Source organism: Hyphomonas adhaerens MHS-3 (assembly GCF_000685235.1).
GTDB lineage: Bacteria > Pseudomonadota > Alphaproteobacteria > Caulobacterales > Hyphomonadaceae > Hyphomonas > Hyphomonas adhaerens.
On record NZ_ARYH01000001.1, the window covers coordinates 2,312,029 to 2,335,417 of the forward strand.

At 60.6% G+C, this 23,389-nt stretch carries 21 protein-coding genes; 3 read left to right on the forward strand and 18 right to left on the reverse strand.

Translation table 11 applies throughout. From position 1 onward, the window contains the following. Positions 1–2: 2 nt before the first annotated feature. The 3 genes from HAD_RS11185 to HAD_RS11195 all read right to left on the reverse strand — a co-directional run bounded on the left by HAD_RS11185 (position 3) and on the right by HAD_RS11195 (position 5,298). Positions 3–848, reverse strand: coding sequence for an SDR family NAD(P)-dependent oxidoreductase (locus tag HAD_RS11185; protein WP_206741263.1), 846 nt, complete (start codon positions 846–848; stop codon positions 3–5). A 7-nt stretch (positions 849–855) separates the two neighbouring features. Continuing rightward, a complete protein-coding gene (locus HAD_RS11190) occupies positions 856–3,105 on the reverse strand; it encodes a TonB-dependent receptor (RefSeq protein WP_162177509.1) in 2,250 nt (749 codons plus the stop codon). A 174-nt stretch (positions 3,106–3,279) separates the two neighbouring features. Next, positions 3,280–5,298 (reverse strand): tetratricopeptide repeat-containing sulfotransferase family protein, encoded by a 2,019-nt coding sequence (locus HAD_RS11195; protein ID WP_035571067.1) that lies wholly within the window; start codon positions 5,296–5,298, stop codon positions 3,280–3,282. 214 nt (positions 5,299–5,512) lie between these two features. Between HAD_RS11195 and HAD_RS11200 the strand changes: the two genes are divergently transcribed. Next, on the forward strand, positions 5,513–6,397 hold the full coding sequence (locus tag HAD_RS11200; RefSeq protein WP_051596162.1) for a LysR substrate-binding domain-containing protein: 885 nt from the start codon (positions 5,513–5,515) through the stop codon (positions 6,395–6,397). Here HAD_RS11200 and HAD_RS11205 read toward each other — a convergent pair. From HAD_RS11205 to HAD_RS18050, 4 genes are all read right to left on the reverse strand, one after another. Further along, complete coding sequence (locus HAD_RS11205) at positions 6,336–7,316, reverse strand: alpha/beta fold hydrolase (RefSeq protein WP_051596163.1); 981 nt, start codon at positions 7,314–7,316, stop codon at positions 6,336–6,338. The genes HAD_RS11200 and HAD_RS11205 overlap by 62 nt on opposite strands. After that, positions 7,313–8,611, reverse strand: coding sequence for a spinster family MFS transporter (locus HAD_RS11210; protein ID WP_035571071.1), 1,299 nt, complete (start codon positions 8,609–8,611; stop codon positions 7,313–7,315). Before HAD_RS11210 ends, HAD_RS11205 begins: the two co-directional genes overlap by 4 nt. A gap of 93 nt (positions 8,612–8,704) precedes the next feature. After that, the gene (locus HAD_RS11215; RefSeq protein ID WP_035571072.1) at positions 8,705–10,999 is read right to left on the reverse strand and encodes a TonB-dependent receptor; all 2,295 of its coding nucleotides are present in this window, start codon (positions 10,997–10,999) and stop codon (positions 8,705–8,707) included. Positions 11,000–11,096: 97 nt separating this feature from the next. Further along, complete coding sequence (locus HAD_RS18050) at positions 11,097–12,173, reverse strand: AraC family transcriptional regulator (RefSeq protein ID WP_051596164.1); 1,077 nt, start codon at positions 12,171–12,173, stop codon at positions 11,097–11,099. A 254-nt stretch (positions 12,174–12,427) separates the two neighbouring features. Between HAD_RS18050 and HAD_RS11225 the strand changes: the two genes are divergently transcribed. Further along, positions 12,428–13,018, forward strand: coding sequence for a hypothetical protein (locus HAD_RS11225; RefSeq protein WP_035571074.1), 591 nt, complete (start codon positions 12,428–12,430; stop codon positions 13,016–13,018). Positions 13,019–13,080: 62 nt separating this feature from the next. Here HAD_RS11225 and HAD_RS11230 read toward each other — a convergent pair whose 3' ends face one another. From HAD_RS11230 to HAD_RS11255, 6 genes are read right to left on the reverse strand one after another with little or no spacing between them, the layout of a single operon-like run. Continuing rightward, positions 13,081–14,022, reverse strand: a complete 942-nt coding sequence (locus HAD_RS11230; protein WP_241765345.1) for an RDD family protein — start codon at positions 14,020–14,022, stop codon at positions 13,081–13,083. Next, on the reverse strand, positions 14,019–15,011 hold the full coding sequence (locus HAD_RS11235; protein ID WP_035571076.1) for a stage II sporulation protein M: 993 nt from the start codon (positions 15,009–15,011) through the stop codon (positions 14,019–14,021). The genes HAD_RS11230 and HAD_RS11235 overlap by 4 nt, the downstream gene beginning before the upstream one ends. A 5-nt stretch (positions 15,012–15,016) precedes the next feature. After that, positions 15,017–16,330, reverse strand: a complete 1,314-nt coding sequence (locus HAD_RS11240) for a DUF58 domain-containing protein (protein WP_035571078.1) — start codon at positions 16,328–16,330, stop codon at positions 15,017–15,019. Further along, on the reverse strand, positions 16,327–17,283 hold the full coding sequence (locus HAD_RS11245) for an AAA family ATPase (protein ID WP_035571080.1): 957 nt from the start codon (positions 17,281–17,283) through the stop codon (positions 16,327–16,329). Before HAD_RS11245 ends, HAD_RS11240 begins: the two co-directional genes overlap by 4 nt. After that, the gene (locus tag HAD_RS18055) at positions 17,270–18,496 is read right to left on the reverse strand and encodes a DUF4350 domain-containing protein (RefSeq protein ID WP_051596165.1); all 1,227 of its coding nucleotides are present in this window, start codon (positions 18,494–18,496) and stop codon (positions 17,270–17,272) included. Before HAD_RS18055 ends, HAD_RS11245 begins: the two co-directional genes overlap by 14 nt. Further along, complete coding sequence (locus HAD_RS11255) at positions 18,493–19,341, reverse strand: hypothetical protein (protein WP_156942233.1); 849 nt, start codon at positions 19,339–19,341, stop codon at positions 18,493–18,495. The genes HAD_RS18055 and HAD_RS11255 overlap by 4 nt, the downstream gene beginning before the upstream one ends. Positions 19,342–19,454: 113 nt before the next feature. Between HAD_RS11255 and HAD_RS11260 the strand changes: the two genes are divergently transcribed. Continuing rightward, entirely contained in the window at positions 19,455–19,922 is a 468-nt protein-coding gene (locus HAD_RS11260; RefSeq protein ID WP_035571082.1) for a GAF domain-containing protein, read from the forward strand. Here the strand turns inward: HAD_RS11260 and HAD_RS11265 are convergent. The 5 genes from HAD_RS11265 to HAD_RS11280 form a co-directional block, all read right to left on the reverse strand. After that, complete coding sequence (locus HAD_RS11265) at positions 19,908–21,674, reverse strand: carboxylesterase/lipase family protein (protein ID WP_035571084.1); 1,767 nt, start codon at positions 21,672–21,674, stop codon at positions 19,908–19,910. The two genes, HAD_RS11260 and HAD_RS11265, sit on opposite strands and share 15 nt — an antisense overlap. A 100-nt stretch (positions 21,675–21,774) precedes the next feature. After that, complete coding sequence (locus HAD_RS18590) at positions 21,775–21,927, reverse strand: hypothetical protein (RefSeq protein WP_156942234.1); 153 nt, start codon at positions 21,925–21,927, stop codon at positions 21,775–21,777. 225 nt (positions 21,928–22,152) lie between these two features. Continuing rightward, complete coding sequence (locus HAD_RS11270; RefSeq protein WP_035571087.1) at positions 22,153–22,572, reverse strand: DUF1330 domain-containing protein; 420 nt, start codon at positions 22,570–22,572, stop codon at positions 22,153–22,155. Between the two features lie 16 nt (positions 22,573–22,588). Continuing rightward, positions 22,589–23,155, reverse strand: a complete 567-nt coding sequence (locus tag HAD_RS11275; protein ID WP_051596167.1) for an NUDIX hydrolase — start codon at positions 23,153–23,155, stop codon at positions 22,589–22,591. A gap of 1 nt (position 23,156) precedes the next feature. Further along, a complete protein-coding gene (locus tag HAD_RS11280) occupies positions 23,157–23,375 on the reverse strand; it encodes a hypothetical protein (RefSeq protein ID WP_035571089.1) in 219 nt (72 codons plus the stop codon). Between the last annotated feature and the right edge of the window lie 14 nt (positions 23,376–23,389).

A 23,389-nucleotide genomic window follows, 5' to 3' on the forward strand; every position in this document is an offset into this window, starting at 1 on the left:
CGTCAGAAGGGAAAAGAGAGCGTTTCGGTATGGCCGTCCACGGCGATGACTTGTCCGGACACCAGCGCAGCATCTTTTGACGCGAGAAAAGCGCACATGCCGGCAATGTCGTCGGCGGTAACGAACCGGCGCATCGAAACCTGGGATTCGTAGATCCGGCGCACGACGTCCGGCGCCACACCGCGGTGCTCGGCGTCCCGTTCGATCACGCCGTCGATCCGGGGACCTGCGACAGACCCGGGGCAGACGGCATTGACCCGGATGTTGAAGGGGCCCAGTTCCATCGCCAGGGTCTTGGTCAGGCCAATCATCGCCCATTTGGACGCCGCATAAGCCGCACGCTGAGGATATCCGAACAGGGCCGCGGTAGAGGCGATATTGATGATCGCCCCCTGTTTGCGCTGCTTCATGCCGGGGACGGCTTCGCGGAGCAAATTGAACGTGCCGTTGACGTTGACATCCATCGTCCGGCACCAGTCGTCGTGCGGCACCTCCTCAATCGGCGCGGTGCATCCCGCGATACCTGCATTGTTGACCAGAACGTCCAGGCCGCCAGCGCCGTCAGCCGTCACTTTGCTGACGACGTCTTTCACTTGTTCCGGCGAGGACACGTCGCAGACCCAGGCGCTTACACCCGGCACGTCTTGCTGGAAGGCCTCGATGGAAGCAGCTGATACATCGCAAATATGGACGTTCCAGCCATCTTCTGCCAGGCGTTGTGCGGTGGCCTTGCCTATACCCGAAGCGGCGCCCGTGATGAGCGCCGTCCCGAGTGTCTTTGGCAGACCGGTTTGTGGTTTTGTTTCACTCATCGGTTCGCTGTCCGATGAGATCTCGCCAGGTGTCATGATTACCTCAGAAGCGTTGGGAGAAGCTGACGCCGATGGAACGCGGCCGGTTGGTCGTGATCCGTGAGTCGAAATCCGCTGCATTGCGATAAAGTTCGGCCCGTTCGTCAGTCAGGTTACGCAGCAACAGTTTGACTTCCCAATTGTTGCGGCCAAAGCCGGCTGTCATATTCAACAGTCCGTAACCGTCCTGTTCCTGCCGGGACGCGGTATAGAGGTCATTGTAGGACGATCCGACGATGGAATAGTTTCCATTCACGAAGGCATCATACGTGTTGACCCGGAAGTCGTACCGGGCGTTCACATACGCCTTATATTCCGGAATGAAGGGAAGGCGTGTGCCCGAAGCGGCGTCTGGCGTCGCATTCGTTGCATTGACGTTCTGGGTGAAATCCTCGGTCAGTTCTGCATTCAGCAGCGTAAAGGCGCCGGTCACCGTCAGGTTCTGGGTCGCGAGCCATGCCACATCGGCTTCGATGCCTTTGACTTCGGCAGCCCCTGCATTGGATGTCAGCCCCAGTTGGGATTCGCTCGGGTCGAACCGGGTGAATTGAACATCTTCCCAATCCATCAGGAAGGCCGAGCCGTTCAGGCGAACCTGTCCATCGGCCAGTTCTGTTTTCCAGCCGATCTCGTAATTGGTGATGAGGTCAGACTTGTATTGTTGCGGAATGTTGCTCGTCTCTTCGCGGTTCACGCCGCCAGGACGGAACCCTTCGGAGATTGTACCGTAGAACAGCAGGTCGTCGGTTGGTTCCCAGGACAGGTTGACCTTGTACACCGAACCGGACTCGTCGGTCTTTGCGTCCACCTGGTTCAGCCCGAACACGGTGCCGACTTCGCCGGAAATGCTCGTCTCGGTTTCGAAGAACCGGCCGCCCACAGTGGCCGTCAGCGTGTCGGTCAGGTCGTAGTAGACTTCACCAAACAGCGCTGTCTCTTTGTCCTCACGGACCTGGTCTGTGACGAAGTAGGTGTTCGGATCGCGAATCTGATAGCCGGATTTGATATTCGGGATCCGGTAATCGAAGACGTAGGAGTGCTTTGAATCCTGATAGAAAACACCGCCGATGAAGCGAAGGCGCTTTTCTTCCGGCGTCGCAAAGCGCAGCTCGTGCGATTGACGCTCATACTTGCTTTGCTCACGGAACGAAATGCGCGGGTCTTCACAGCTGTAGAAATTGTATCCGCCAGCCGTCGCATCATAGGCGTAATAGCAGGTGTAATAGTCGATAAAGGAAGAGTACTCAGCATACTCCGTATAGTCGGACGTGTCATCGACTTCGCGGTCGAGATAGGTGCCGGCATACGTCATCGAGACGCCGCCCACATCGCCTTCGACGGTCACGCCATATTGCGTGAAGGTGTCTTCGCCGTGGTCGTCGGAGAAGCGGGCGACTTCCAGGTCGCCGAGGTCTTCCGGGTCGTGATCCCAGACGCCGTCTGATTCCTGGCGCTGATGAAGAATTTTGGCCGTCGCGGTCCAGGACTCGTTGATGTCGATGCCGAGTGCGGCGCGGGCACCCGCCTTGGTGGATTCATTGAAGTTATCTTCGACATAGCCGTCATTGTTGATGGTCACGCCGGAGCGGCTGAACGTCTTTGTGGCGGCAATCGCGTCAATGTATCCGGGCGACTTGTCGTACCACCCGACGAGCCGCAGCGCGACTTTCTCGTTGATGGGCATGTTGACGAAGCCTTCGGCCGTATAGCCCTGTCCGCCATTCTCCACCGAAACCGCGTTGAGATCGTAACCTGCCTCGAAAGCGGATGGATCCGGTGCGTTGGTGATGATGCGGATCGTTCCGGCCTGGGAGTTTGCGCCGTAAAGCGTCCCCTGAGGGCCGCCGAGAACTTCGATGCGGGACACATCATAGATGTGGACATCGAGGTTGCGGCCAATGGCCGTGACAGGCTGTTCGTCGAGATAGATGCCGACGCTCGGTTGGGAACCGGATGCGTTGCCATCGCCGCCATCGGAGACACCGCGAATGTAGACCTGGGCTTCGCCCGGTCCGAGCGAGTTGAACGAGACGCTGGGCAGGAAGTTGGCATAGTCGTCGAAGTTCGTGATTTCGAGTTGGTCCAGCGTGTCTTCCCCGAGCACCTGGAGGCTGACCGACGCATCCTGCAAAGTGCTTTCGCGCTTTTGTGCCGTGACGGTGACCGCTTCGAGACGGCGGGTTTTGGTTCCGCCCTGGTCCTGCGCCGCGGCAAAACCCGCTGGCGTCAGTCCGACCAGAAAGCTGGTTCCCATGACAAGCGCCGTGAATTTCGGTGCCCGTTTGATAGGTGAAAATTTCTCGCGTTGCCGCGGGTCGCTGTGCATTCGCAACACCCCCAAAGTGCTTAAATTGTCCTGATTACTCAGGCTTAGCGGTGTTGCCGGAAGGCTGCGAGGTTAATAAATTCACGTTCACATGAATCAGATTCATGTTTTCCACGTATTCCCCGATGCCAGCAGGGGTTCCAGCCGATCCTTCAACGGCTGCAAATAGGACTCAAAGTGACGCCATTGCTCCAATGAGCTCGTATAGAGCGGTTGGCGAACCTGTTCAGAGCTCGCCGTACGGACGGCGCGGTCTGTTTCGTGGAAGGACAGGCAGGCCGATTCGAATTCGAGTCCGCACCGCTCAAGAAGCCGGGCGACTTCCGTCTCGGGAGAGGCGACCATCTCTTCATAGATCACGCGCGTGACGAAACCCGGCAGGATGTCGTCCCAGAAACGCATGATACCAACATAGTCGAGATAGTATCGCGCGATCTCATCAAGGTCGTACGTGAAGTTCTGTCCCTGTGCGAAGAGCTGTTTGTAATTGCTGAAACTGCAGGCGAGCGGATGGCGCCTCGCATCAATAATCTTCGCATTCGGAAGAATGAGGCGAATGAATCCGCTGTGCGCGAAATTGTTCGGCATCTTGTCGATAAAATGCGGCAAGCCTGACCGGTGCACGCGTGTCCGGTCCAGGTATTCGTCTCCAAGCGCACGGACCTCGTCCCGGCTGAGGTCCGCCAGGGTGGCTGGATAGTTCGACGGATCGTCCGGGCGTTTCCGGCCTGACAGGCGACGGACCATGGAGAGAATGTCCGGCAGTTCGAACGTACCTTCGACCTGAGAATGGCTGGCGAGGATCTGTTCCAGAAGCGTTGAGCCGGAGCGGGGCAGGCCAACGATGAAAATCGGCTCGTCAGACGGATTGCCCCAGTCGGCCCGCTCCTCAAAGAACTGGCGCGTGTAGAAGCGCTTCTGCTCTTCCAGGTCGCGGGCGTTCCGGTCCGCGCTGTAGCGTAGGCCCTTCCGCCGCCATGCATTCCCCTGATGATAGGCCTCGAAGGCGCCGGCGAAATCCTGCTGGTCTTCCAGCGCCTTGCCGAGGGCGAAGCTCATGTGGAACCGGTCGGCATGGGCCAGCAACCCGCTGTCCAGCTGCTGGCGCATGGCGGAGACATTATCGTCCGAGAACCGGAAGGTTTTCAGGTTGGCGAGGCTCCAATAGGCCTCTCCGAGTTCCGGTTGCGCCACGATTGCGGCCAGATAGGCGTCGATTGCCTCGCTCTGCCGGCCGACGGTCTTCAAGGCATGGCCGAGGCTCAGCCAAAGCTTTGCCTGGTTCGGGAAGACGTTCAGGATCGATCTGTAAACAGATATTGCCTCTTCATACCGGCCCAGACGGACATGGAGCAGGGCTTCCAGCACGCGATGGGCCTGATTTTCAGGCTCGGCGGTTTTGAGGCGGTCTATTTCCTGCCCGGCCGCGTCGTACTGCTGCAGTTTGATCAGGGCATTGGCGTAGTCATGCCGCGCCTGATGAAAGTCCGGTGCCAGTTCCAGACAGCGCTCCAGCAGCTTGCTCGCGTCCTTCGCGACGCCGAGCCGGTTGCCGAGGTCCGCCAGAAGCCGGATGCCGGAGACGTCCATCGGGTTATCGTGGACGTAGCGGCGCAGCACGTGTTCGGCTTCGCCCAGCTTCCCGCGCTGCAGCAAGTCGCCCGCCGTGACGAGTTCCGGCGCAGGGCGGCCGATGGCGCGGATCTGCGCCGCAGCGTCCTGCGCGCCGGCTTGGTCACCCATCTCCGCCCGCACGTCCGACAATGCCTTCCAGCCATTGATGAAGTCCGGATGTTCTGCCTGCAGAGTCTCCAGAACACGGCACGCGCCCGGCAGGTCTCCGAGGGCTTTCAGGCCGCGGGCCTCCTCCAGCGCCAGCGGAGGATAACCGGGCAGGCGCTCCTGGCTCTCCCGGGCCAGCCTTATCGCATCCCGGACGTTTCCGGTGCGCCGGGTCGCTTCGGCCCTGACCAGATGGCGCATCGGATCTGTCGGATTGCGCTTCAATTCGGACATCACCTGCCGGAGTGCGGCCGCCGGATCCGCTTGCAACAGCGACAGCAATTCGGTGTCCGCTTCACTCAGTGACCGGCTGGAAGGCTCAGGGCTTGTTCGCGTCAAATCTTATAGCGCCTTGTAAAAAAATCATAAAAACTGTGGCCGGGTTGTCGCCTCTCCCTTTGTCGGGAGATCGCATCAACAAGGCGCGGAGTGTCCTTTCTTAGCGAAAAGCCGGGATGAAGGACAATCCACGCATGTGACACGCGGTGAAGCGGCTCTTTTTAAGTGAATTATTCTCATGTAGCGTGACCCCACCATGCAGCACCTCCCCTCCATGACGGCCTTACGCACGTTTGAAGCTGTCGCCCGTCTGAAAAGTTTCAAGCTCGCGTCGAGCGAACTGAATGTCACGCCGTCCGCGGTGAGTCATCAGATCCGGCAATTGGAAGAAGAGCTTGGCTGCCGGCTGTCGCGGCGCGGGCGCAGCGGTTTCGAACTGACCTCTCAGGGGCGGAAACTCGCCGAGACCCTCAAACGCTCATTTCGCCGGATCGGGGAGACCGTGGAGCAGCTGCGCGATGAAAACAGCAGCCGCATCGTGTTGCAGGTCTATTCCACCTTCGCGGTCCGCTGGTTGTTGCCGCGGATGGAGTCTTTCGAGGCCGCCCATCCGGATCTCGAGATACGGCTGATCACGTCGCAGGCGGATGTGAACCTGTCGGAGAGCACCTCCGATGCGTGCGTGATGATCGGGGCGCCGATCCGGCGGGAAGTCGATTACACGCTCCTGTTCAGTTCGCGGGTCTATCCGGTCTGTAGCCCGGAATACCTCGAAAAGAACGGACCGATCCTCAAGCCCAACGATCTTCGCGATCACACACTGCTTCAGGTCTACCCATCTCAGAATGACTGGACCGTGTGGCTGAACACGGTCGGTGCGCCGTCTGTTGATCCATCAGGGAATGCCCGCTTTGACAGTTATGACCATGCCCTGAACATGGCAGTGAGGGGCATGGGCGTCGCGCTGGCGATCGATCCGTTTGCGGATGAGGACCTCGCCGCGGGCCGGCTGGTGGAACTGTTCCCGGGCCAGCGGGTCTTCCTGCCGGGGAAATGGTTCTTCGCGTCGCTTGCCACGCGCCGGAACGAGCCGAAGGTTACGGCCCTGCGGCAGTGGTTGCTTGATGAGATGGCTGCGAGCCGGGCGCTGTCAGGGTAGCCTCAATCTGTGAGGCAAGGAAATCCGAAATGGCTGAAACGGCTTCTGGCTCGGACAGCATCGGAGCATGCCCCCGGTTCGGTACAGTCACCAGCCGGCAATTTTTGTGACGGCGGCACATGCGATTTGCTGTGCTGGAGGTGAGGATGTCCGAATGTTCGCCCCGCACCGTCAACAAGGGGATGTGCTTCATGCGGCCGAACAGGCGCCACATCATGAAATTGATTTTCCAGACCGGTCCGGAAACGTCCATGTTTTCGGTAATGGCCGGGTCGTAATCGAATTCGACTTGTCCCGTGTCTGTTTCACGGCAGGTCTGGCGGGCGAAGGCCATCCAGTCTGTCCCGGTGAAATCCGGAAACGCGGTATGCTGACTAGACTGGATGGCGTCAGCCGCGGCCTGCCAGTTGGGGAAAGTGCGCACGCCGCTGGTGTAGCCGGCAATTCGCTTCACGCCTGCAGGGTTTACGGCCGGCCCGACATCGTTGAGGACGATGCCCTGAATCCGATCCTTCAGGGCCTGAGACATGATCATCGCCATCAACCCGCCCATAGACGTCCCGATCAGGCTGACCTTGCTGGCCCCGAGTTTGTTGAGCAGGGTGACCATGTCACCGACATAGACGTCCGGGGAATAGCCGCGATTGGGATCGCGGTCTGACAAGCCACGGCCGCGGACATCGACCGCTACGAACCGGCAAGGCAGATCCAGCTGGCGGATCAGCGGCTCGAAATCCTTATGGTTCCGCGTGAGGCCATGCATGCAAAGCACGGTCAGGGCGGCGTCCTCCGGGCCGTAATCGGCCGCGTAGAGGCGCAATCCATCGGTCGACTCGTAGAAAATGTCCCGCTTGCCGGGGAGGGCGGAGGCCGATGCTGCCGGTCCGCCATCCTGTGCATGTTCCAGATCATCTCTCATGAGGTTGCAGCCGCTCGCTTTGCGTCCCGGTCATAGGTTCGTCCCGACAGGAATAGAAACACGACACTGAGGGCGTTCAAAGCCAGAATGATTTCGAGGGCGGATTTGAGGGGCGTTGTTGAACCGGCTTCCGAGAAATGGGTGCTGAGCCATCCCGCAAGCGTGGGGCCGCCACCAATCCCAATGAGGGTCAGGCAGAACAGCATGAAAGCCGACGCAAATGAGCGCATGCGCAAGCCGACAAGTTCCTGTGATGCGGTGTAGGCGATGCTTGCATAAACAAGGCCGATGAAGCTTGGAACGATGTTCCAGACATAGGCCAGCTCGATGCTGGGTGCCTGAAGGAACATCCAGGCGAAGGGCAGGGCGAGGGCCGCGCAGGCCGCAATGGTCCAGGGCCGCCATCTCAAATCAGTTGACGACAGCCGGTCGCAAAGCCGGCCGACAACGACCGCCCCCACGCCGCCGACGCCGCCAATCAGGATGCCCAATGGAATCGATACATCACCCGGGCCGACGCCATAAGTCCGTTGCAGGTGGCTGGAAGTGAACACCAGGAAGGCATTTGCCGAAATACAGATCAGGCAACACCCGGCGAGCAGGAAAAGGAAAGATGTCTGCCCACCAATGAATGCCAGGGTTTCCTTCAGCGTTGGTGCGATGCCGACATCGGCGCGGGCTTCGACCGCGCCCCGGACCGGCTCTTTCAATGTGAACCGTACCAGCAAGGCAAGTAGCAGGCCCGGTACCCCAGCGATAAAGAAAGCCGCCCGCCAGCCCCAGGCCTCATAAACAATTCCGCCAATGATGAAGCCTGCAAGAATACCTATGCCGATCCCGGTGGTGTATATTCCAAGCGCTGTGGCGCGTTCCTTCGGTCCATACAGATCGGAGATGATCGAAGTTGCCGGAGGTGTTCCGCCGGCTTCTCCGACACCCACGCCCATGCGGGCGATCAGAAGGTGCCAGTAATTCTGTGCCAGTCCGGAAAATGCCGTCATGCCCGACCAGACGGCGAGCGCGAGCGTGATGATTTTCCGGCGGTCCCCCCGGTCTGCCCACATGGCAATCGGAATGCCCAGCGTCGCATAGAACGCAGCGAAAGCGAGCCCGGAAAGCAAACCGAGCTGCGTATCGTTCAGGTTCAGGTCGGCCTTGATCGGCTCAAGCAGGATAACGAGAATCTGACGGTCGATATGGTTGAACGTATAGACCAGTGTCAGCAGCCCGAGCACATAAGCCCGGCTCGTCGTTCCCATCATGCCCGCTTTCGGTGAAGACGTATTCAGGGTCATGTATCCGATCCTTCCCGGCCGCCTGGCCGTCATCGCCATCCGGCATGCGGACCGGGAGGGTGGTCCGCATGCCGGCAGTCCCCACGGCCTGGCCTAGAAGTCGGCTGAAAGGGAAACGGTGAACGTCCGCGGCGGGCCGTAGAAGGCCGAGTAGGCAGAATCGAGGCCGAGCTGGCTCGGGGTCACGAAGTTATAGGCTGCCACGCGGTATTCCTGATCGGTCAGGTTCCGGCCATGCACGCCAACCCGGTACTTGCCGGAAGGCGATGTCCAGACGGCGCTGAGGTCGAACAGGTAGTAGCCGGACGGATCGAGCTTCGGCCCGCCACCCGGGAAGATGGCGCTTTGCCCGGCCGGGAAGCCTTCGTTCGGTACGTTGAACAGGTAGTATTCGTCGCGGCCCGAGACAGTTCCGGTCAGCGACAGCTCACCGCGATTGGCGCCGAGATCATGCATGTAGTTGGCAGAGATCTGGCCCTGCAGCTCCGGCGTGTTCTGCGTCACAAAGGAACTGGCGATGTTCATGCCGCCCGACAGGATCTCGTTGATCTCCGCATCGATATAGCCGAGCGTCGCAAACAGCGTCAGATTGTCGGTCGCAAACCAGGTGCCTTCGATTTCCAGGCCCTTGTATTCCGACGCCCCCGCATTGAACACGGACGAGACGAATGTGTCGTTGACGCCATCATTGTCGGTGTCCGCCCCGCTCTGCACGGTGATCTGCTGATCGGTATAGTCCGCAAAGAACACGGCTGTGTTGAGCTGGAGGGTGTCTCCGAAGAATGAGCCTTTCACGCCCAGTTCGTAGGAGTCGACCTGTTCCGGTCCGAAGCCCTGGCGGGAGAGGCCAGTCGGGTCGAGGTCTTCCCGTGCGCGTGGGTCGAAGCCGCCCGCTTTGAAGCCCTGCGCATAGGTCGCGTAGAGGTTCAGGTCGTCAGTCGGCTTGTACGAGATGGACACGCGCGGCGTGAATTGGTCGTCTTTCCGCTCGACGTCCTGATAGTCGGTCTGCGTGACCAGGAAGATCGAGGTCGTATTCGACGGATCGAACGAGCCCGTCCCAAGACCCGCCCAGGCTTCACGGAGCACGTCTGCGGTCGTCTTGTCCTCGGTGTAGCGGCCACCAAGCGAAACGCTCCACTTGTCGTTCAGCTCATAGGTGAAGTCGCCATAAACGGAGAAGTTCTCTTTCTCCTGCGCGCCGGCCTGATAGATGGACAGCCCAAGTGCGCTGAGGATGACGTCGAATGCGCCGTCGGCATTGCCATCCAGATAGTAGACGCCGGCAACGCCGCTGAGCGGGCCGTTATTGTAGAGAAGCTGGAACTCCTGCGAGAACTGGTCATCATTATAGTACGCAGGCACATCGAAGTCCGGCTGCGGCAAGGCATCGAAGTCGATGGGTGTCACGGTCGAGCCTTCACGATAGGCCGTGATCGACTTCAGCGTGACGATGTCGTTCACATCCCACTGCGCGGTCAGCGAGTAGCCTTCCGTCTCAACCGAGTTTTTGTCGCCGATGCCCGCCCTTGTGTCGTAAACGTCGCCGGTCACCGGGATCGTTCCATCTGCACTCGGAAGGAGGCGATGGCCGTGCTTTGCGTTGGAATCGTCTTGTGACTTGTCATACGCAAAGCGCACCGAGAAGTCGTCCGTCGGGTTCCAGTCGGCGCTGAGACGATAGGCCAGCAGGTCCTTGTCGTAGTGTTCCGCGCCGGTGTTCAGGTTCTTGCCATACCCATCCCGAGTGTATTTCGCGATCGCACCGCCAACGGCGAATGTGTCGCTGAGCGGGGTCGATCCTGAAACGATGACATCCGCCTGGCTGTAATTGCCGAGATTGGCTTTCACCTTCAGGTCAGGCTCATTGCTGAGCGGCTTGGTGACATATTTGATCGCGCCGCCAATCGTGTTGCGGCCATAGAGCGTGCCCTGCGGCCCGCGGAGAACTTCCACGCGGTCGACATCGAAGATATCGAGGATCGCGCCCTGAGGGCGGGCGATGTAGACGTCGTCGACATAAAGGCCGACGCCGGGTTCGAAGCCCCAGAGCGGGTCTTGCTGGCCGACACCGCGGATAAACGCGATGAGCGTCGAGTTCGAGCCGCGCGCAACCTCGATGGTTGCGTTCGGGGTCGAGCGCTGGATGGATGTGATATCGACAGCGCCGGTGATTTCCAGGCGTTCGGATCCGATCGCCGTCACCGAAAGCGGAACATCCTGGAGGTTCTGCTCGCGCCGTTGCGCCGTAACCGTTACCTGATTGAGTGTGCGTGTGTTGTCATTTGCCTCATCAGCGTCCTGCGCCCAGGCGTGATATTGGCCCCCGGTCAGCGCGATCGCTGAAACCAGGCCGAACTTCAACGTGTCAAACTTTTGTTGCTTCACGATTTCCTCCCGCAGTTTATCGTATTTTGCGAGAGTTAGTCAGAAGCCGCCCCGGAGTTCGATGACGGGACGGCTCAGGCCGGGTGAACACTTTCGCTCACGCGGTTTCGTTTATAATGTCCCCTTTGCGGGCAAAGACGGCGGGCGACACGCCCCGCATTTTCTTGAATGCACGGTTAAAGGCCCGGACATCGGAATAGCCGAGCTGTTCCGAAACCTGGCTGACAGAGGCGCCGCGGGTGAGCAGGGCGTTGGCGCGGTCCATGCGATGGTTCAGCAACAGGTCGCGGAAGGATGTGCGTTCCTCGCTCAGCCGCCGCCTGAGGGTTGCGACGCTGATGCCAAAGGCATCGGCGACGGCCTGCTGGGTCTCCAGCCCCTCCGAGATCAGGTCTTCCGTGCGAATGGCGAAGGGCCGGGTGTCCGTCTCCGGCTCAAGGGTTTCGAGGTGGTGGATGACCCTTGAGAAAATCCCGTCGGCGCTCAGGTCGGCATTCGTCGCAGGTGCGATTTGCTGGCAGGCAATATCGTAATCGAAAACAAGTTCGTACACAGTATTGTTGTACTGAACCGGCACTTCCCAGAAAGAGGTGAGTGTGTCTTCAATCTCCTGACGGCGCCTGACAAGGGAGACGCGGGTCAGGGCCTTGCTGGCGACACCGCCGGTCAGGCTGTCCAACAGGCAATAGACCTTGATCAGCAAGGCGTCCCGGACGAAATGGGTCAGCGCTTCATCGTCCCGGAACCGGTAGGGAAATTCCGAGTCATTGAGAATAAGCGTCAGCGTCTCGCCACTTTGGCGGACCAGATTGTAATTCCCGCCATGCAGCATGTTGAAGTAGGAGGCGAGGTTGCGGATATTGTCCTGCAGGGTCCTGGCGGTCTTCATCTGAGACAGGACAAAAGATCCGCTCTGATAGAGAAGCTTGCGCTCGGACAGTTGTGCCGTGAGGTCGTCAAGCGATCTGGCGATCTCGGACTGGACACGGAAATAATCGGCCAGTGGCAGTTTTGTGTTGGGGGCGTCCTCAAGGACTCCCGGCGTCAGGCCAATCCGGCTAATGATCCGGTCCACATCGACGCCCTCACTCCCGGCCCAATTCAGAATTGGCGCGATCTGTCCGATCTCGAAGACAACCCTGCTATTTGTACGAGAGGTACTCATGCCGTCCATATACAGGGATTTCCTGTTGCAGGGAATATAGATCCGGTTGGGCCGTCCGTGAGACAAAGGTCGGATTGACCGGCCAGGGGGCAAATCCGAGCCGGATGGGGCTTTGCGCGCGTGCGCGATGTTTGCTGGCAGGATGGCGGCCCCGGGGATAAGCGGCGCGCTATCCACACGCCTGTGGCCCGGAACGGCTGCAGATGGCGCAGAAGTAGAATGCCTCAATCCACCTCCTGAGCCGCCATGCCAGGCTTTCCGGCATGACAGACCTCACCGATTTCTTCTCCCATGCCTGGCAAACGATCGGGCGCGCCATCGCGGAAGCGGGTCTCAGGGCCGGGCTGCGCGAGGTGCCGGAGGTGATTTCGAAATCGGTGAAGCGACGCTGCCTCGCGGAGCTGAAACGGCTCGGGATTCTGCTCCGCTGTCTGATCTTCCTGATGGCGCTGCATGTGGACCTCGCGCCGGTCAAACCGCGTCCCGGCAGCAATTATTTCGAGACTTCCGAAGGCGAAGGCGAGACGAAGTACACCTTCTCCCTCATGCCCATGCCCGCGGGCGAAACGCCGGACTTCCTGCGCGGACCGCAGATCGTGCCGGATCGCGGGCCCGTCCTCGCCGCGCCGCTGATCGACCGCTGGCAAGCCATGCTGGAGACACTGAGGGACTCTGAGCGCCGGGCTAAATGTCTGGCGCGCACCCTCCAGCGTCAACAGACGCGCGGTGAGCCGAAACCCTTCATCACACCCGTGCCGAAAACGCACGCCATGCCCGCCGCCCTCGGCATTGTCTCGGGCGGTCTCACGGTGCAACTGATCGAAACTCTGAAGGGCTGGCCCGACACAAGTTGAACCTGCTGACAATCAGGAGTTCGCCGGAGCGCTATGGGCGTCTCCGGGCGGACGTGCTGGGGCTAGTGCCTCACGTCGTATTTGTCGGACTTCCGGTCGCCCATCAGCATGCGCTGCTCCAACCGCCTGCGCAGGGCGGCGTAATAGGCTTCCAGGAATGCGATGTCGGTTTCGCCGGGTTGCGCCGTCCAGCCGATCTTGGTGCGGATGCGTTCGGCGACCTGTTGCTTGATGTCGCCGGTCGCCTGACGAAGCACATCCTCCAGGACGTGCAGTTCATGAATGCCGTAAGTGTCTGCCTGTTCCGGCGTGAAGGCGAACATGTTGCTGTGCGGCGCCGTGACAACGACTTCTGCAATGTCGCCCATCAGTTTGACTTTCGGCGCCTTGATCACCCAGGTGCCGGCGATCAGGTCGCCGACCCGCAGCTTGTCCTTGTTGAAGAGCGGGAAGAACAGGAACACGCCAGACCAGAGCAGGCCGAACAGGGCCATCCAGGCGCCCAGCTGGTCTCCGCCCATCAGCAGGAACTGGATCGGCAGGCCGATCTCGACCTCCCGCGTGAAGTTTCGCGCCAGCACCGCATTGGCCGTCAGCCGTCCGCCATCGCGTGAGGCAACGCGCAGGCCAAGGGCCCGCTTTCCGGGCGTGGCGGCTTTCCGGCCGATCTCGAAGAAGATGTAATAGAAGTTCCGTACGAAGAAATAGAAGACCAGCCAGAAGGCGAAGGCGATATTCACATTCTCGATGCCCATGGAAGAGGCGGCAAAGGTCAGGCCCAGCAAGGTGCCAATGACGATGGCCCACTGGATGGCGACATCCATGGCAAAGGCACCGGCCCGTTCCGCCGCGGTGGCCAGCTTCAGGTGAAGTTTAGCCCCCTCCGGCGTGACCAGCACGCGCATCATCTTGTTGAGGCGCTTCTCCTCCGCCATGCGCGCACGGCGCCGGCGGGCGGCCTCGATGTTCATCTGCATCTCGCCGGGGGCGCCCTGTGCGGTCATGCGCCGGGCCTCCGCAGGGGCAGGTAGAAATAGCCCAGCCAGAACACCGCCGTCGTGGCGGCAATGGTGTAGCGGATCGTGTCGGAATTGATCAGCTGGCGCCCGAAGCTTTCCAGGATGGCCGCGATGATCAGCATGATCACGCAGCCCATTGCGATGGTTGCCGCCTTTTGTCCGGACTCCCGCGCCGAGGCGAGGCGGGACTTGCGGCCCGGAAATGCCACCGCGCCCCCGATCACAAAGCCGCCCGCGCCTGCCAGCACGATCGCAAACAATTCGGTGACGCCATGGATCAGCAGCCAGCCAGTGAACTCATACCCAAGCCCCTTGTCCCAGAAGACGGCATACATGGATCCGAGAATGATCCCGTTCCAGGCCAGCAGCCAGGCCGTGGGAATGCCGAAGGCAAAACCGAGCGCAAAGGCGAACAGCGCGATCTGGGCGTTGTTGTTGAACAGGAAGCCCGCAAAGGCGGTCAGCCGGTCCTGCCCAACCTCTCCGGGATCGGTGTAGATGGTGGAGCGCAGCGCTTCCACGCTCGCGTCCGGCGTGCGGATCTCGCTGAAGCTCTGGCCATGGATGGTCCAGTACCAATCCATGTCCTGCAGGCAGAGGAAGAAGGCGAGCGCCGCGCCGCCGAACAGGAAGAACGCGGCCAGAAGGGTGGAGAGGACCGCCCCGCGCACAGCTTCCGGCCAGTCCGCGCGCATGAACTGCGCCATCCGTTCGCCCATCGAGGTGCGGGCGCCATAGACATAGAAATAGGCCCGGGTGCAGAGGCCTTCCAGATAGGTGATGACGTTCTGGTCCAGCGAAATGGAGCGCGCGACCGACAGGGAAGAGACCGCCTGCCGGTAAAGGTGCGGCAGCGCCATCATGTCCTCGTCCGTGAGCGCCTTCACGCCGGAATTTTCGGCGCGGGTGAGGATCAGGTCCAGCTTGCGCCAGTCCGCCTCGCGCTCCTCGCGGAAGCGGTAGGACTTCAGCATGTCACTCACAGCATGTCCCTCCTCTTGATCTCCAGATATCGCGACAGCAGTGCGCCGCCGAACTGTTCCGGCCGGGTCTCGATGATCTGCACGCCCATCCGCTGCAGCCGCCGCAGGACGACATCACGCTCGGACAGGAGATTGCCGGCGATCACCGCGCGGGAAACATCCTCGGTCGTTTCCGGCGGCGCGTCGGCCATGGAAGATAAGGCTTCGTCCTCGAAGGTGGCGAACAGGACGAGATGCCGGTCGGTCAGCCGCCGGACATTTTCGAGCATCAGTTCGGCAGAGATCGTGTCGACAAAATCCGAGAAGATGATGATCAGGCTGCGCCGCTCCAGCTGGCTGGCCAGAGTGGAAAGCGCGAGTGTGTAATTGGACTCCTCGGCAGAATAATCGAGCCGGGCGGCGAGACTTTGCATCCGGGGAAAACTGCGGGACCCGGAGAGGAAGCCGCTGGCGAGCCCGGGTCTCGCATCGAAGCCGAAATACATGGTCCGGTCGCCATTGCGCAGGGAGACATAGGAAAGCAGGAGGCCCGCATTGATGGCCCGGTCGATCTTGGGGACGCCGCCAAGCGGTTCGCTCATCAGGCGGCCGGTGTCGAAGGCGAAGACGATGTTGTGGTTGCGCTCTGTGCGGAACTCCTTGGCCAGCAGGTGACGGTGCCGGGCCGAGTGTTTCCAGTCGATGGCGCGCCGGTCCATGCCGGCCGCAAACTCACGCAGGGCATCGAACTCGCTGCCGTCGCCGCGCTCGATCTGTGTCTTGATCCCGAACTCGGCATCGCGGGAAAACAGGCGGACGGCCTCGTCCTTCACCCAACGGATATTGGGTGTGACGACGATCTCTGTATCGAGTTCACGAACGGACCGCTTCTGGATGAGGCCCAGCGGCCCTTGCCAGCGGCACCATAGACGAACCAGCCGTGCCGTCCCCCGGCGCAGTGGCGTGAGCGTGAATTCATAGCGGCGTTCATTTCCTTCCCAACCGCGCAGGCCGCGCGTGGGCACTTCTTCCAGCAGCGCGTCCGTCTCCAGCTGGACTTCCAGCCGCGCCGGAAGACTGCCGCGCGTAAACCGGAAGGTCACCGGCAGCGGATCGCTGTCGCCCGCGTAGAGGATGGGCGGGGCATCAATGTCCGTTTCGAACGCGCGAAGCGCCGGGCCGATCATGGCGTCCAGAACGGCAAATCCACCGACCAGCGCGATCCAACCGGCCGAAAGGGTCCAGAGGTCCGGACGCAGCAGGGCGATGCCCACCATCAATGGCAAGCCGAGCAGCATCAGTGAGATCGCGCGGGCGGTCGGGGAGATCACCGGGGCGCCGCCGTCTGTTCGATGATGGCCATGAGGGTTTCTTCGGTGGTGCGGCCTTCGATCTCCGCTGCGGGAGACAGCAGAACGCGATGACGAAGTGTCGGCAGGGCGAGCGTCTTGATGTCGTCCGGAATGACAAAGTCGCGTCCATCAAGCGCCGCGCGGGCGCGGGCCGCGGTGGCGAGGGCTGCTGCGGCGCGGGGGCTCGCCCCGGTTTCGAGGGCCGGAGAGGTGCGCGTCGCCCGGATGATGTCGACGACGTATCCGATCACATCGTCCTGAATCTTTGTTTCAGCAACGGCGGCGACCGCCGCATCGAGTTCGGCATGAGAGATAACCGAGTCCACGCCGAAAGCGGCGGGTGTCTTCATGCCCGTGCGTGTGCCGTGCTGGGCAACGATGGCGAATTCTTCCTCGCGGGACGGGTAGTCGAGCGTATGCTTGAACAGGAAGCGGTCCAGCTGCGCTTCCGGCAAGGGATAGGTGCCTTGCTGCTCGATGGGGTTCTGCGTGGCAATCACCATAAAGCGATCGTTCAGCGAATAAGCGTCCCCGTCGATCGTCACTTTCCGTTCCTGCATCGCTTCCAGCAGGGCGGCCTGTGTCTTTGGCGGCGTCCGGTTGATCTCGTCGGCCAGCAGAAGGTCGGTGAAGATCGGCCCTTTTGTCAGCGCAAATTCATTTGTCTGAAAATTGAACAAATTCGTCCCCAGAACATCGCCGGGCATCAGGTCCGGTGTGAACTGAATGCGGCCGAACTCAAGGGAAATGGACCGGGCGAAGCATTGCGCCAGCAGGGTCTTTGCCGTGCCGGGCGGCCCTTCCAGCAGGACGTGCCCGGAGGAGAACAGCGCCGTCAGGAGCAGGTCCACCGTCGTGTCCTGGCCGATGACGGCTTTGCGGACTTCGCCGCGGATGCGCGTCGCCAGATCGCGGATGTCACTTGGGGTCATTCATGGATCTCCTGAGAATATCGCGGCGCCAACGCCAGAGGTCGCGGGCCTTGTGCATCAAGTCTTCCCGGCTGGCGGCCGGGGCGCGCAAACCGGCTTCGATCTGCGAGAATGTCTTGCCGGATATGTTTTCCGGACCAAGACGGTCGAACAATTCGGAAAGCTGGGCTTCGGTCAGATTGCGCGGTGCCCCGATCTGCCGGGCGAGCCGCCGCCGGATGAGGGACAGGTATCCCGGCGCCATTCTTGTCTCCCGGCGGGCCATGGAAACAAGACCGGCGGAGTTATCCGCCAGAGCCTGCTTGCCGAGGGCAATCGCGCGGGTCTCGCGGGCAGGCGGGCCAAACCGGATGGACGCTGCCCAGCCGAGGAGCAGGGCGGCGGCCAGGGCGACCAGCGTCACGCCCAGGAAGGGGATATCGAACATCATCTGCAGCAGGTTTTCAGACCGGGTGAAGCCATGCAGGGTGGCATCGAAGATGATCGGCTCATCATCGCTGTAGCGCATGAAATTGATCATCTGCATGGCGAAGCGGGCATTCTCCCGTTCAGCGAGGCCGAACGTGTTGATCAGGTCGGGATCGGCGAGAATATAGATGCTGCGTCCTGATACCTGCGAAAGAAGGGCGCCGTCGCGGGTCTGCACAATGGGAGTCAGATCGTCTGACTTGAGGAGTTGCAGCTGCAGGTCCGGTTTCAGCGCCAACCGTCCGAACGGCGTTGAGATCAGCTCCGGCACGTCCGTTCGCTTTACCTCGGCGTCGATGCCCAGAGCCTCCAGCGTACTGGCGATAGATTCCTCTGAAGCGAGGTCCGTATCCTTCAGGCGGGACGGATTGGTCCAGTCGATCATGCCGGACCATTTGGGCAGGACGATCAGCGTATCGTCCTGAAGCTCGTAGTCCTCCAATGAGTTGTGCATGCCGCGCGTCGACAGGGTGAGGACCATCAGTCCGTAATGTCCGTTCAGATTGCTCTTGAAGCGGGAGATTTCGACCGGATAGCCCTGCGCCTCCAGGAGCTGTACAATGCCATTGTATCCGATGGCGGAGGTAGAGAATGGGTGGTCGCCCGCCCTGTCACGGTCTCGCAGCTCCGGTGACCATCCGGCGAGCACCATGATGGCGCCGAAGGAGAAGACGGCTACGGCGATCAGGATAGCGACGGTGCGGGCCGCAAATGGCGCGGCGGAAGTTTGCGCGGTCTCGCTCATGCCCAGCCCTCACCGAATGCGAAGTCCTCATAGGAGGCCCGGGCTTCCTGCCATCCTTCTGAATCGACCGGACGGCCGCCAAAGAAGCTCCGCTCAACAATCACAATGATCGGCCCCAGGCCGCGTTTTGCCCGCGCGGGCAAGTGCTGCAGGCCGCCGATTTCCCGCGCCGTAAGAGACTTCGGGACGCCGCCTTCGAGCCGGGTCTGGATATCCTCGATGGAGCGGAAGAGGAGCAGGTGGACGGCTTCGGCAAACTTTCCGGCCTTCGCCAGCGCATCGGCTTCTTCGAGCAGGCCGCGCGCCATGCCCGCGTCCGGGCGAACATCGATGAGGACATCATCGGCAATATCGACTTTGCCTTTGCCTGACCTGCCGAAACGAACCCGGAGGGCCTCGCCGAACACGAAGTAGAGGAAGCCTGCCACGACCGCGGCAATCATGGCGTAGAACAGGAATTGGAAAAGCGGTGACATATTGCTGAGCAGGTCGCCCAGCCATTGGAGCCAGCGTGGCGGCGGATCGGGCGGTGTCAGCGGCTCGGCTTCCCATTCCGGACGTTCGAGCTGCATGTCCCTGCGCTTCAGGTAGTCGGCATGCGCGCGGTCGAGGGCATCAAGATCTGTCTGCGGGCGCCAGTCTTCGTCATCATATTCATAGCCGTTGTCAAACACGTCATTTGAGGAGTCAGCAACCGAACCGGTATGCGGGGTATTCCGGTCGGCTGTATCCTGCGCGTAGGCCGCGCTTGCGGGAACGGTTCCGGCAAGCAGGCAGGCGAGCGCAAGGGCAGTTCCTGTCCTTAACCTCAACCGCACCGGATACTCCTCTGCTGGCAGCCGCACGGCCAGCCTTCCCCGACCGACTATTTCAGAGGTCGCTGCTGGCTTCAACGCCCTATTGCGAAGCGGGTCTGGCCAACCGATATAGCGCGGCCAAGGCAGAGATGAGGCGAACCATGGACAAGGCGGCGGTTTATCGCGACCTGAAAGCGGAAATTGAAAGCGTTGTATCTGGCGAAACCTCGGTTACGGCCCGGTATGCGACGGCCAGCTGCATTCTGGCTGAGGCTTTCCGGCCACGTTTCTTCTGGACGGGATTTTACGTTGTGGACCCGTTGAAGGCGCGCGAACTCGTCGTTGGTCCCTATCAGGGGACGCTCGGCTGTCTGCGCATCCCATTCGGCCGGGGCGTCTGCGGTCATGTGGCCGCCACGCAGGAACCGATCATCGTACCCGATGTACATGCTTTCCCGGGGCACATTGCCTGCGATTCCGCGACCAATTCCGAGATCGTCCTGCCGGTGTTTGACAAGGATGGGCAGCTGGCCGCCGTGCTGGATATCGATTCCACCGAGCCGGATGCCTTTGATGAAGCCGATCGCGACGGCCTGGCCGCGATTTGCGAGATTCTACTCGTCGTCTGACTTCGGGACCGTCGTCATCAGGGTCGCTTCATACGGCGCCTGTGCGGAGGTCGCCCGGCCAACGGCATCGATCCGGTCGATCAGGTGCTCTTCCAGGATATCCAGCTTTCGAGCGCGCACGCCGGCGACGGTGAGGATTTCATGATCCAGAACCTGCCACTCGTCCTCGTTGGCATCGTAGGCGGGCCATTCCGGCAGGCCGGGCCCGTTCGGATCGCTGGTCCGCGCGAAGTTGGTCCAATAGGCCTGCATCGTTTCGGCCAGCTTCTCGTCCTTGTCGGACATCGGTAGCAGCGACGAAGCCGACCCGAATACGAAGGGGATTTCAGATCCGTGGTACGCGCCAATCGTTTGGGAACGTGTCGGCGTTGCGCGTGTGAAGAAGTACATCCATGTCGGATGGCCGGATGTGGCATTGGCTTTGCCCAGGAAGCGCATGTGAACACCGAACATGTCGTCGCCCAGCATGTCGGCCGCCCCTTCATCCCAGCTGGCCAGCTCGTCCATGCCGTACAGCGCTTCAAGCGCCTTTGCTGGATTTTCACCGAACACTTCAGCCAGGCGCTGTTCGCGTTCTTCCAGAGATCCGGTGATATTGCGTGCCAGCACTGTGGGGGATTGGAACCCGTCATAGAACAGGCTGCCTTCGTCTGCGTTGTAGCCTGCGAGAACAGGAACCTTCGGTATGTCGCCGGAACGGATCGTGCTCCCGATCGTGTCGGGCAGGACCTTGCCGTCAACGGTTGGCAGGAAGTAACCGACAAGGTCTTTGCGCTGCTCGGCGCGGGTGACGATGGATGCTGCCGGGATAGAGCGAAGCTCTGCGGCAGTGGCCGTCTTGTCGACAAATGTGCTGAGGAATTCTTCGCCGACCGCCTCAGAGCTGCGCGATCCGGGCAGGGGCGCTTTGTCGAGATAATGGGCGTTGTAGCTGCTACTGCCGCTTTCGAGGATGGCTTTGTGGTAAAGCCCGTCGGCAATCGGCGTCGCCATCAGCTCACTGACGGACTGGGCGCCGGCGCTCTCGCCGAAAATGGTGACATTGTCCGGGTCACCCCCAAAGGAGCGGATATTGTCGCGCACCCAGCGGAGGGCGGCGACCTGGTCCAGAAGGCCGTAATTGCCTGAAGTGCCGGCTTCCTCGGTCAGGGCAGGATGTGCCAGGTATCCGAAGGGGCCCAGCCGGTAATTGAACGTGACCAGCACGACGCCATTTTCGACCAGGGCGTTCGCCTGGTAGAATTCCGAAGAGCCAGAGCCCGCCTGGTGGCTGCCGCCGTGAATCCAAACCATGACCGGCAGCGGGGTTTCGCTGCCAACATTTGATGTGCGGACATTGATGAACAGGCAGTCTTCAGCTTCTGCCGGGGCGGGCAGGGTGGCCATGTATTTCTTCGCGGCGAAACGTTTCCACCAAGGCAGGCCCGCACCATCAAGGATACCGCTCACGAAACCGTCCATGCCTTTTCGGGCCTGAATGCATTCCGCACCATAGGACCGCACGTCGCGTGGCATGGCGCCCCACTGCGGAGGGGCTACCGGCGCCGCCCAGCGGCGCGCGGAGGCATAGGGGATGCCATTGTAGACATGAATATCGGAATTGCTGGCGTCGATGCCGCCGAGGACCAGGCCTTGATTAATTCTCAAAGGCTCTGCCAATTCCAGCGGCTTTGCCGGGGCGGTGAGTTTGAACCACCCCCACACGCCTGCCGCAATCAGCAGAAAAAACAGAATGATACTAAGGCGTTTCATGTAATCTACCCGACCCCGCACCGCATGATCACTATACCAGACGACACCTTGGTGTCACCGAGTTGCCGCCTTGTTTAAACAAGAGAATCCCACCGCCGTGTTAACAATGACACAAGATCGCCTCTCCGGTGAGAAATGCCGGAGCAAGCGGCCGGACGACTGGACACCTGGTGTTGCTTTCGATCTTGGCGCCGAAGCTTGCAGCTTCCGGTGAGAGATCGTCCGGGAAATCTTCTACCGCTTTGAAATCCATGATTTATTCATCCTGCCGCTGGTGATGGCTGGATAGTCTGGATTTACACCTCGTGCGATCATGTGCGTTGCCCCGCGTCTTTTCACGCCGGCACGCAAGGTTTTGGGGCGTTGGTGACCGAAGAGCGGGCGCTGAGGGCATTCCGTCGGAATTTGTTGCCACCCACACCCGTCATGGGAGACTTTGTATCTGCACGCACACGCCTCAGGGGAGTAAGGCGTGGTGCTACAGGACTCCTTCTGCACGGATTGGGCGCGTGGTCAGCAGTTCCTGGCATAGCAGGCCAGCTTCCCTGTGACGGGCCATGGAATTGTAGTCCGGATGGTTCAGGGTTGCGATAAATGCTTTGCGGTCAGGGAAAAACATCACCATGACGGCATCCCAGTCACCATCGCCTATGAAATAGCGTTCGACTTCGCCCATCATCAGGCAGCGTCCGCCAACTTCGGCCGCGGCAACGCCAAAGGCATCCGCATAGCGTTGGTACGCCACGCCGCCAGGTTCATCCTTGCCGAACTCCGGGTCTTCCGGCTGGTATGCCGCTTTCACGCGGAATTTCAGGATATTCACCTGCGCGATGGGGCCGTCGAACGGGTCGTCACGAAATGCGCGGAACTGGTCGGCAGTGGGCTGGAAGGCTGGCATGGTCGTTTCCTCTCATTCATTTCTTGTGCGGGCGCAGCTCTGGATGCCGTCTCAGGAAGATTTCGGCATAGAACAGGGCTGCCGCGTGAAGCGCATGCTGAACTTCGAGTGTGCCGTAGTTCAGGAATTCAGTATACGGCATTTCAAGAACTTCGATTTCCTCATTCGGGTCGAGGGATTGTGTGCCGGTCAGGTGGCAGCCAAGCGCGAGATAGTAATGCAGGCGGTTATTCTGCGTCGCCGGATTGGGGTAACATGTGCCGACATGGTGCATTTCACGGGTTGAGTATCCCGTTTCCTCCCGCAATTCGCGCGCCCCAACAGCAGGCCAGTCTTGTTCGCCCGGGTCTGAGACACCGCCCGGCAGGCCAAGCGTGAATACGCCAGCCGCATGCCTGTATTCCCGGACCAGAACGATGTTGCCTGCATCCGTCAGCGGAATGACCGTCACCCAGTCAGTTAATTCCGTGACGTGATAGGCTTCAACGATATGCCCGTCATCGCGGACACATCGATCGGTGCGCAGGCCCATGAAGCGGTCCCGCATGACCTGCTTGGATGAAAGAATGGTCCAGGGCTTCATGTCATTTCACCATGGCCATGCGGCCAAGTTTGGCCAGGAGGAGCAACCATGGCAGGGCGTGAAAGCAGAGATCGAAGATATCCACGGGTTTCTGCAAGGTTCCCCCGGCAAGCATTTTCAGTTTTTCCCAGATGTGCGGTTCCGGGAAAAAGGGGGCAAGGCCAAGGGTCAGGCATCCGAAAATGGCAAGGCTGACCGGTACTTTGTCGAGAATTTCCATTGTGGATGCTGTCT

What these genes read in the sequence shown, in the direction of transcription:
- HAD_RS18590 (WP_156942234.1), bottom strand. Translation starts at nt 21,927, where the DNA reads ATGGATTTCAAAGCGGTAGAAGATTTCCCGGACGATCTCTCACCGGAA.
- HAD_RS11260 (WP_035571082.1), top strand. Translation starts at nt 19,455, where the DNA reads ATGGACAAGGCGGCGGTTTATCGCGACCTGAAAGCGGAAATTGAAAGC.
- HAD_RS11270 (WP_035571087.1), bottom strand. Translation starts at nt 22,572, where the DNA reads ATGCCAGCCTTCCAGCCCACTGCCGACCAGTTCCGCGCATTTCGTGAC.
- HAD_RS11200 (WP_051596162.1), top strand. Translation starts at nt 5,513, where the DNA reads ATGACGGCCTTACGCACGTTTGAAGCTGTCGCCCGTCTGAAAAGTTTC.
- HAD_RS11190 (WP_162177509.1), bottom strand. Translation starts at nt 3,105, where the DNA reads ATGGGAACCAGCTTTCTGGTCGGACTGACGCCAGCGGGTTTTGCCGCG.
- HAD_RS18055 (WP_051596165.1), bottom strand. Translation starts at nt 18,496, where the DNA reads ATGAGCGAGACCGCGCAAACTTCCGCCGCGCCATTTGCGGCCCGCACC.
- HAD_RS11225 (WP_035571074.1), top strand. Translation starts at nt 12,428, where the DNA reads ATGACAGACCTCACCGATTTCTTCTCCCATGCCTGGCAAACGATCGGG.
- HAD_RS11210 (WP_035571071.1), bottom strand. Translation starts at nt 8,611, where the DNA reads ATGACCCTGAATACGTCTTCACCGAAAGCGGGCATGATGGGAACGACG.
- HAD_RS11265 (WP_035571084.1), bottom strand. Translation starts at nt 21,674, where the DNA reads ATGAAACGCCTTAGTATCATTCTGTTTTTTCTGCTGATTGCGGCAGGC.
- HAD_RS11275 (WP_051596167.1), bottom strand. Translation starts at nt 23,155, where the DNA reads ATGAAGCCCTGGACCATTCTTTCATCCAAGCAGGTCATGCGGGACCGC.
- HAD_RS11280 (WP_035571089.1), bottom strand. Translation starts at nt 23,375, where the DNA reads ATGGAAATTCTCGACAAAGTACCGGTCAGCCTTGCCATTTTCGGATGC.
- HAD_RS18050 (WP_051596164.1), bottom strand. Translation starts at nt 12,173, where the DNA reads ATGGACGGCATGAGTACCTCTCGTACAAATAGCAGGGTTGTCTTCGAG.
- HAD_RS11205 (WP_051596163.1), bottom strand. Translation starts at nt 7,316, where the DNA reads ATGAGAGATGATCTGGAACATGCACAGGATGGCGGACCGGCAGCATCG.
- HAD_RS11185 (WP_206741263.1), bottom strand. Translation starts at nt 848, where the DNA reads ATGACACCTGGCGAGATCTCATCGGACAGCGAACCGATGAGTGAAACA.
- HAD_RS11235 (WP_035571076.1), bottom strand. Translation starts at nt 15,011, where the DNA reads ATGCTGAAGTCCTACCGCTTCCGCGAGGAGCGCGAGGCGGACTGGCGC.
- HAD_RS11230 (WP_241765345.1), bottom strand. Translation starts at nt 14,022, where the DNA reads ATGACCGCACAGGGCGCCCCCGGCGAGATGCAGATGAACATCGAGGCC.
- HAD_RS11245 (WP_035571080.1), bottom strand. Translation starts at nt 17,283, where the DNA reads ATGACCCCAAGTGACATCCGCGATCTGGCGACGCGCATCCGCGGCGAA.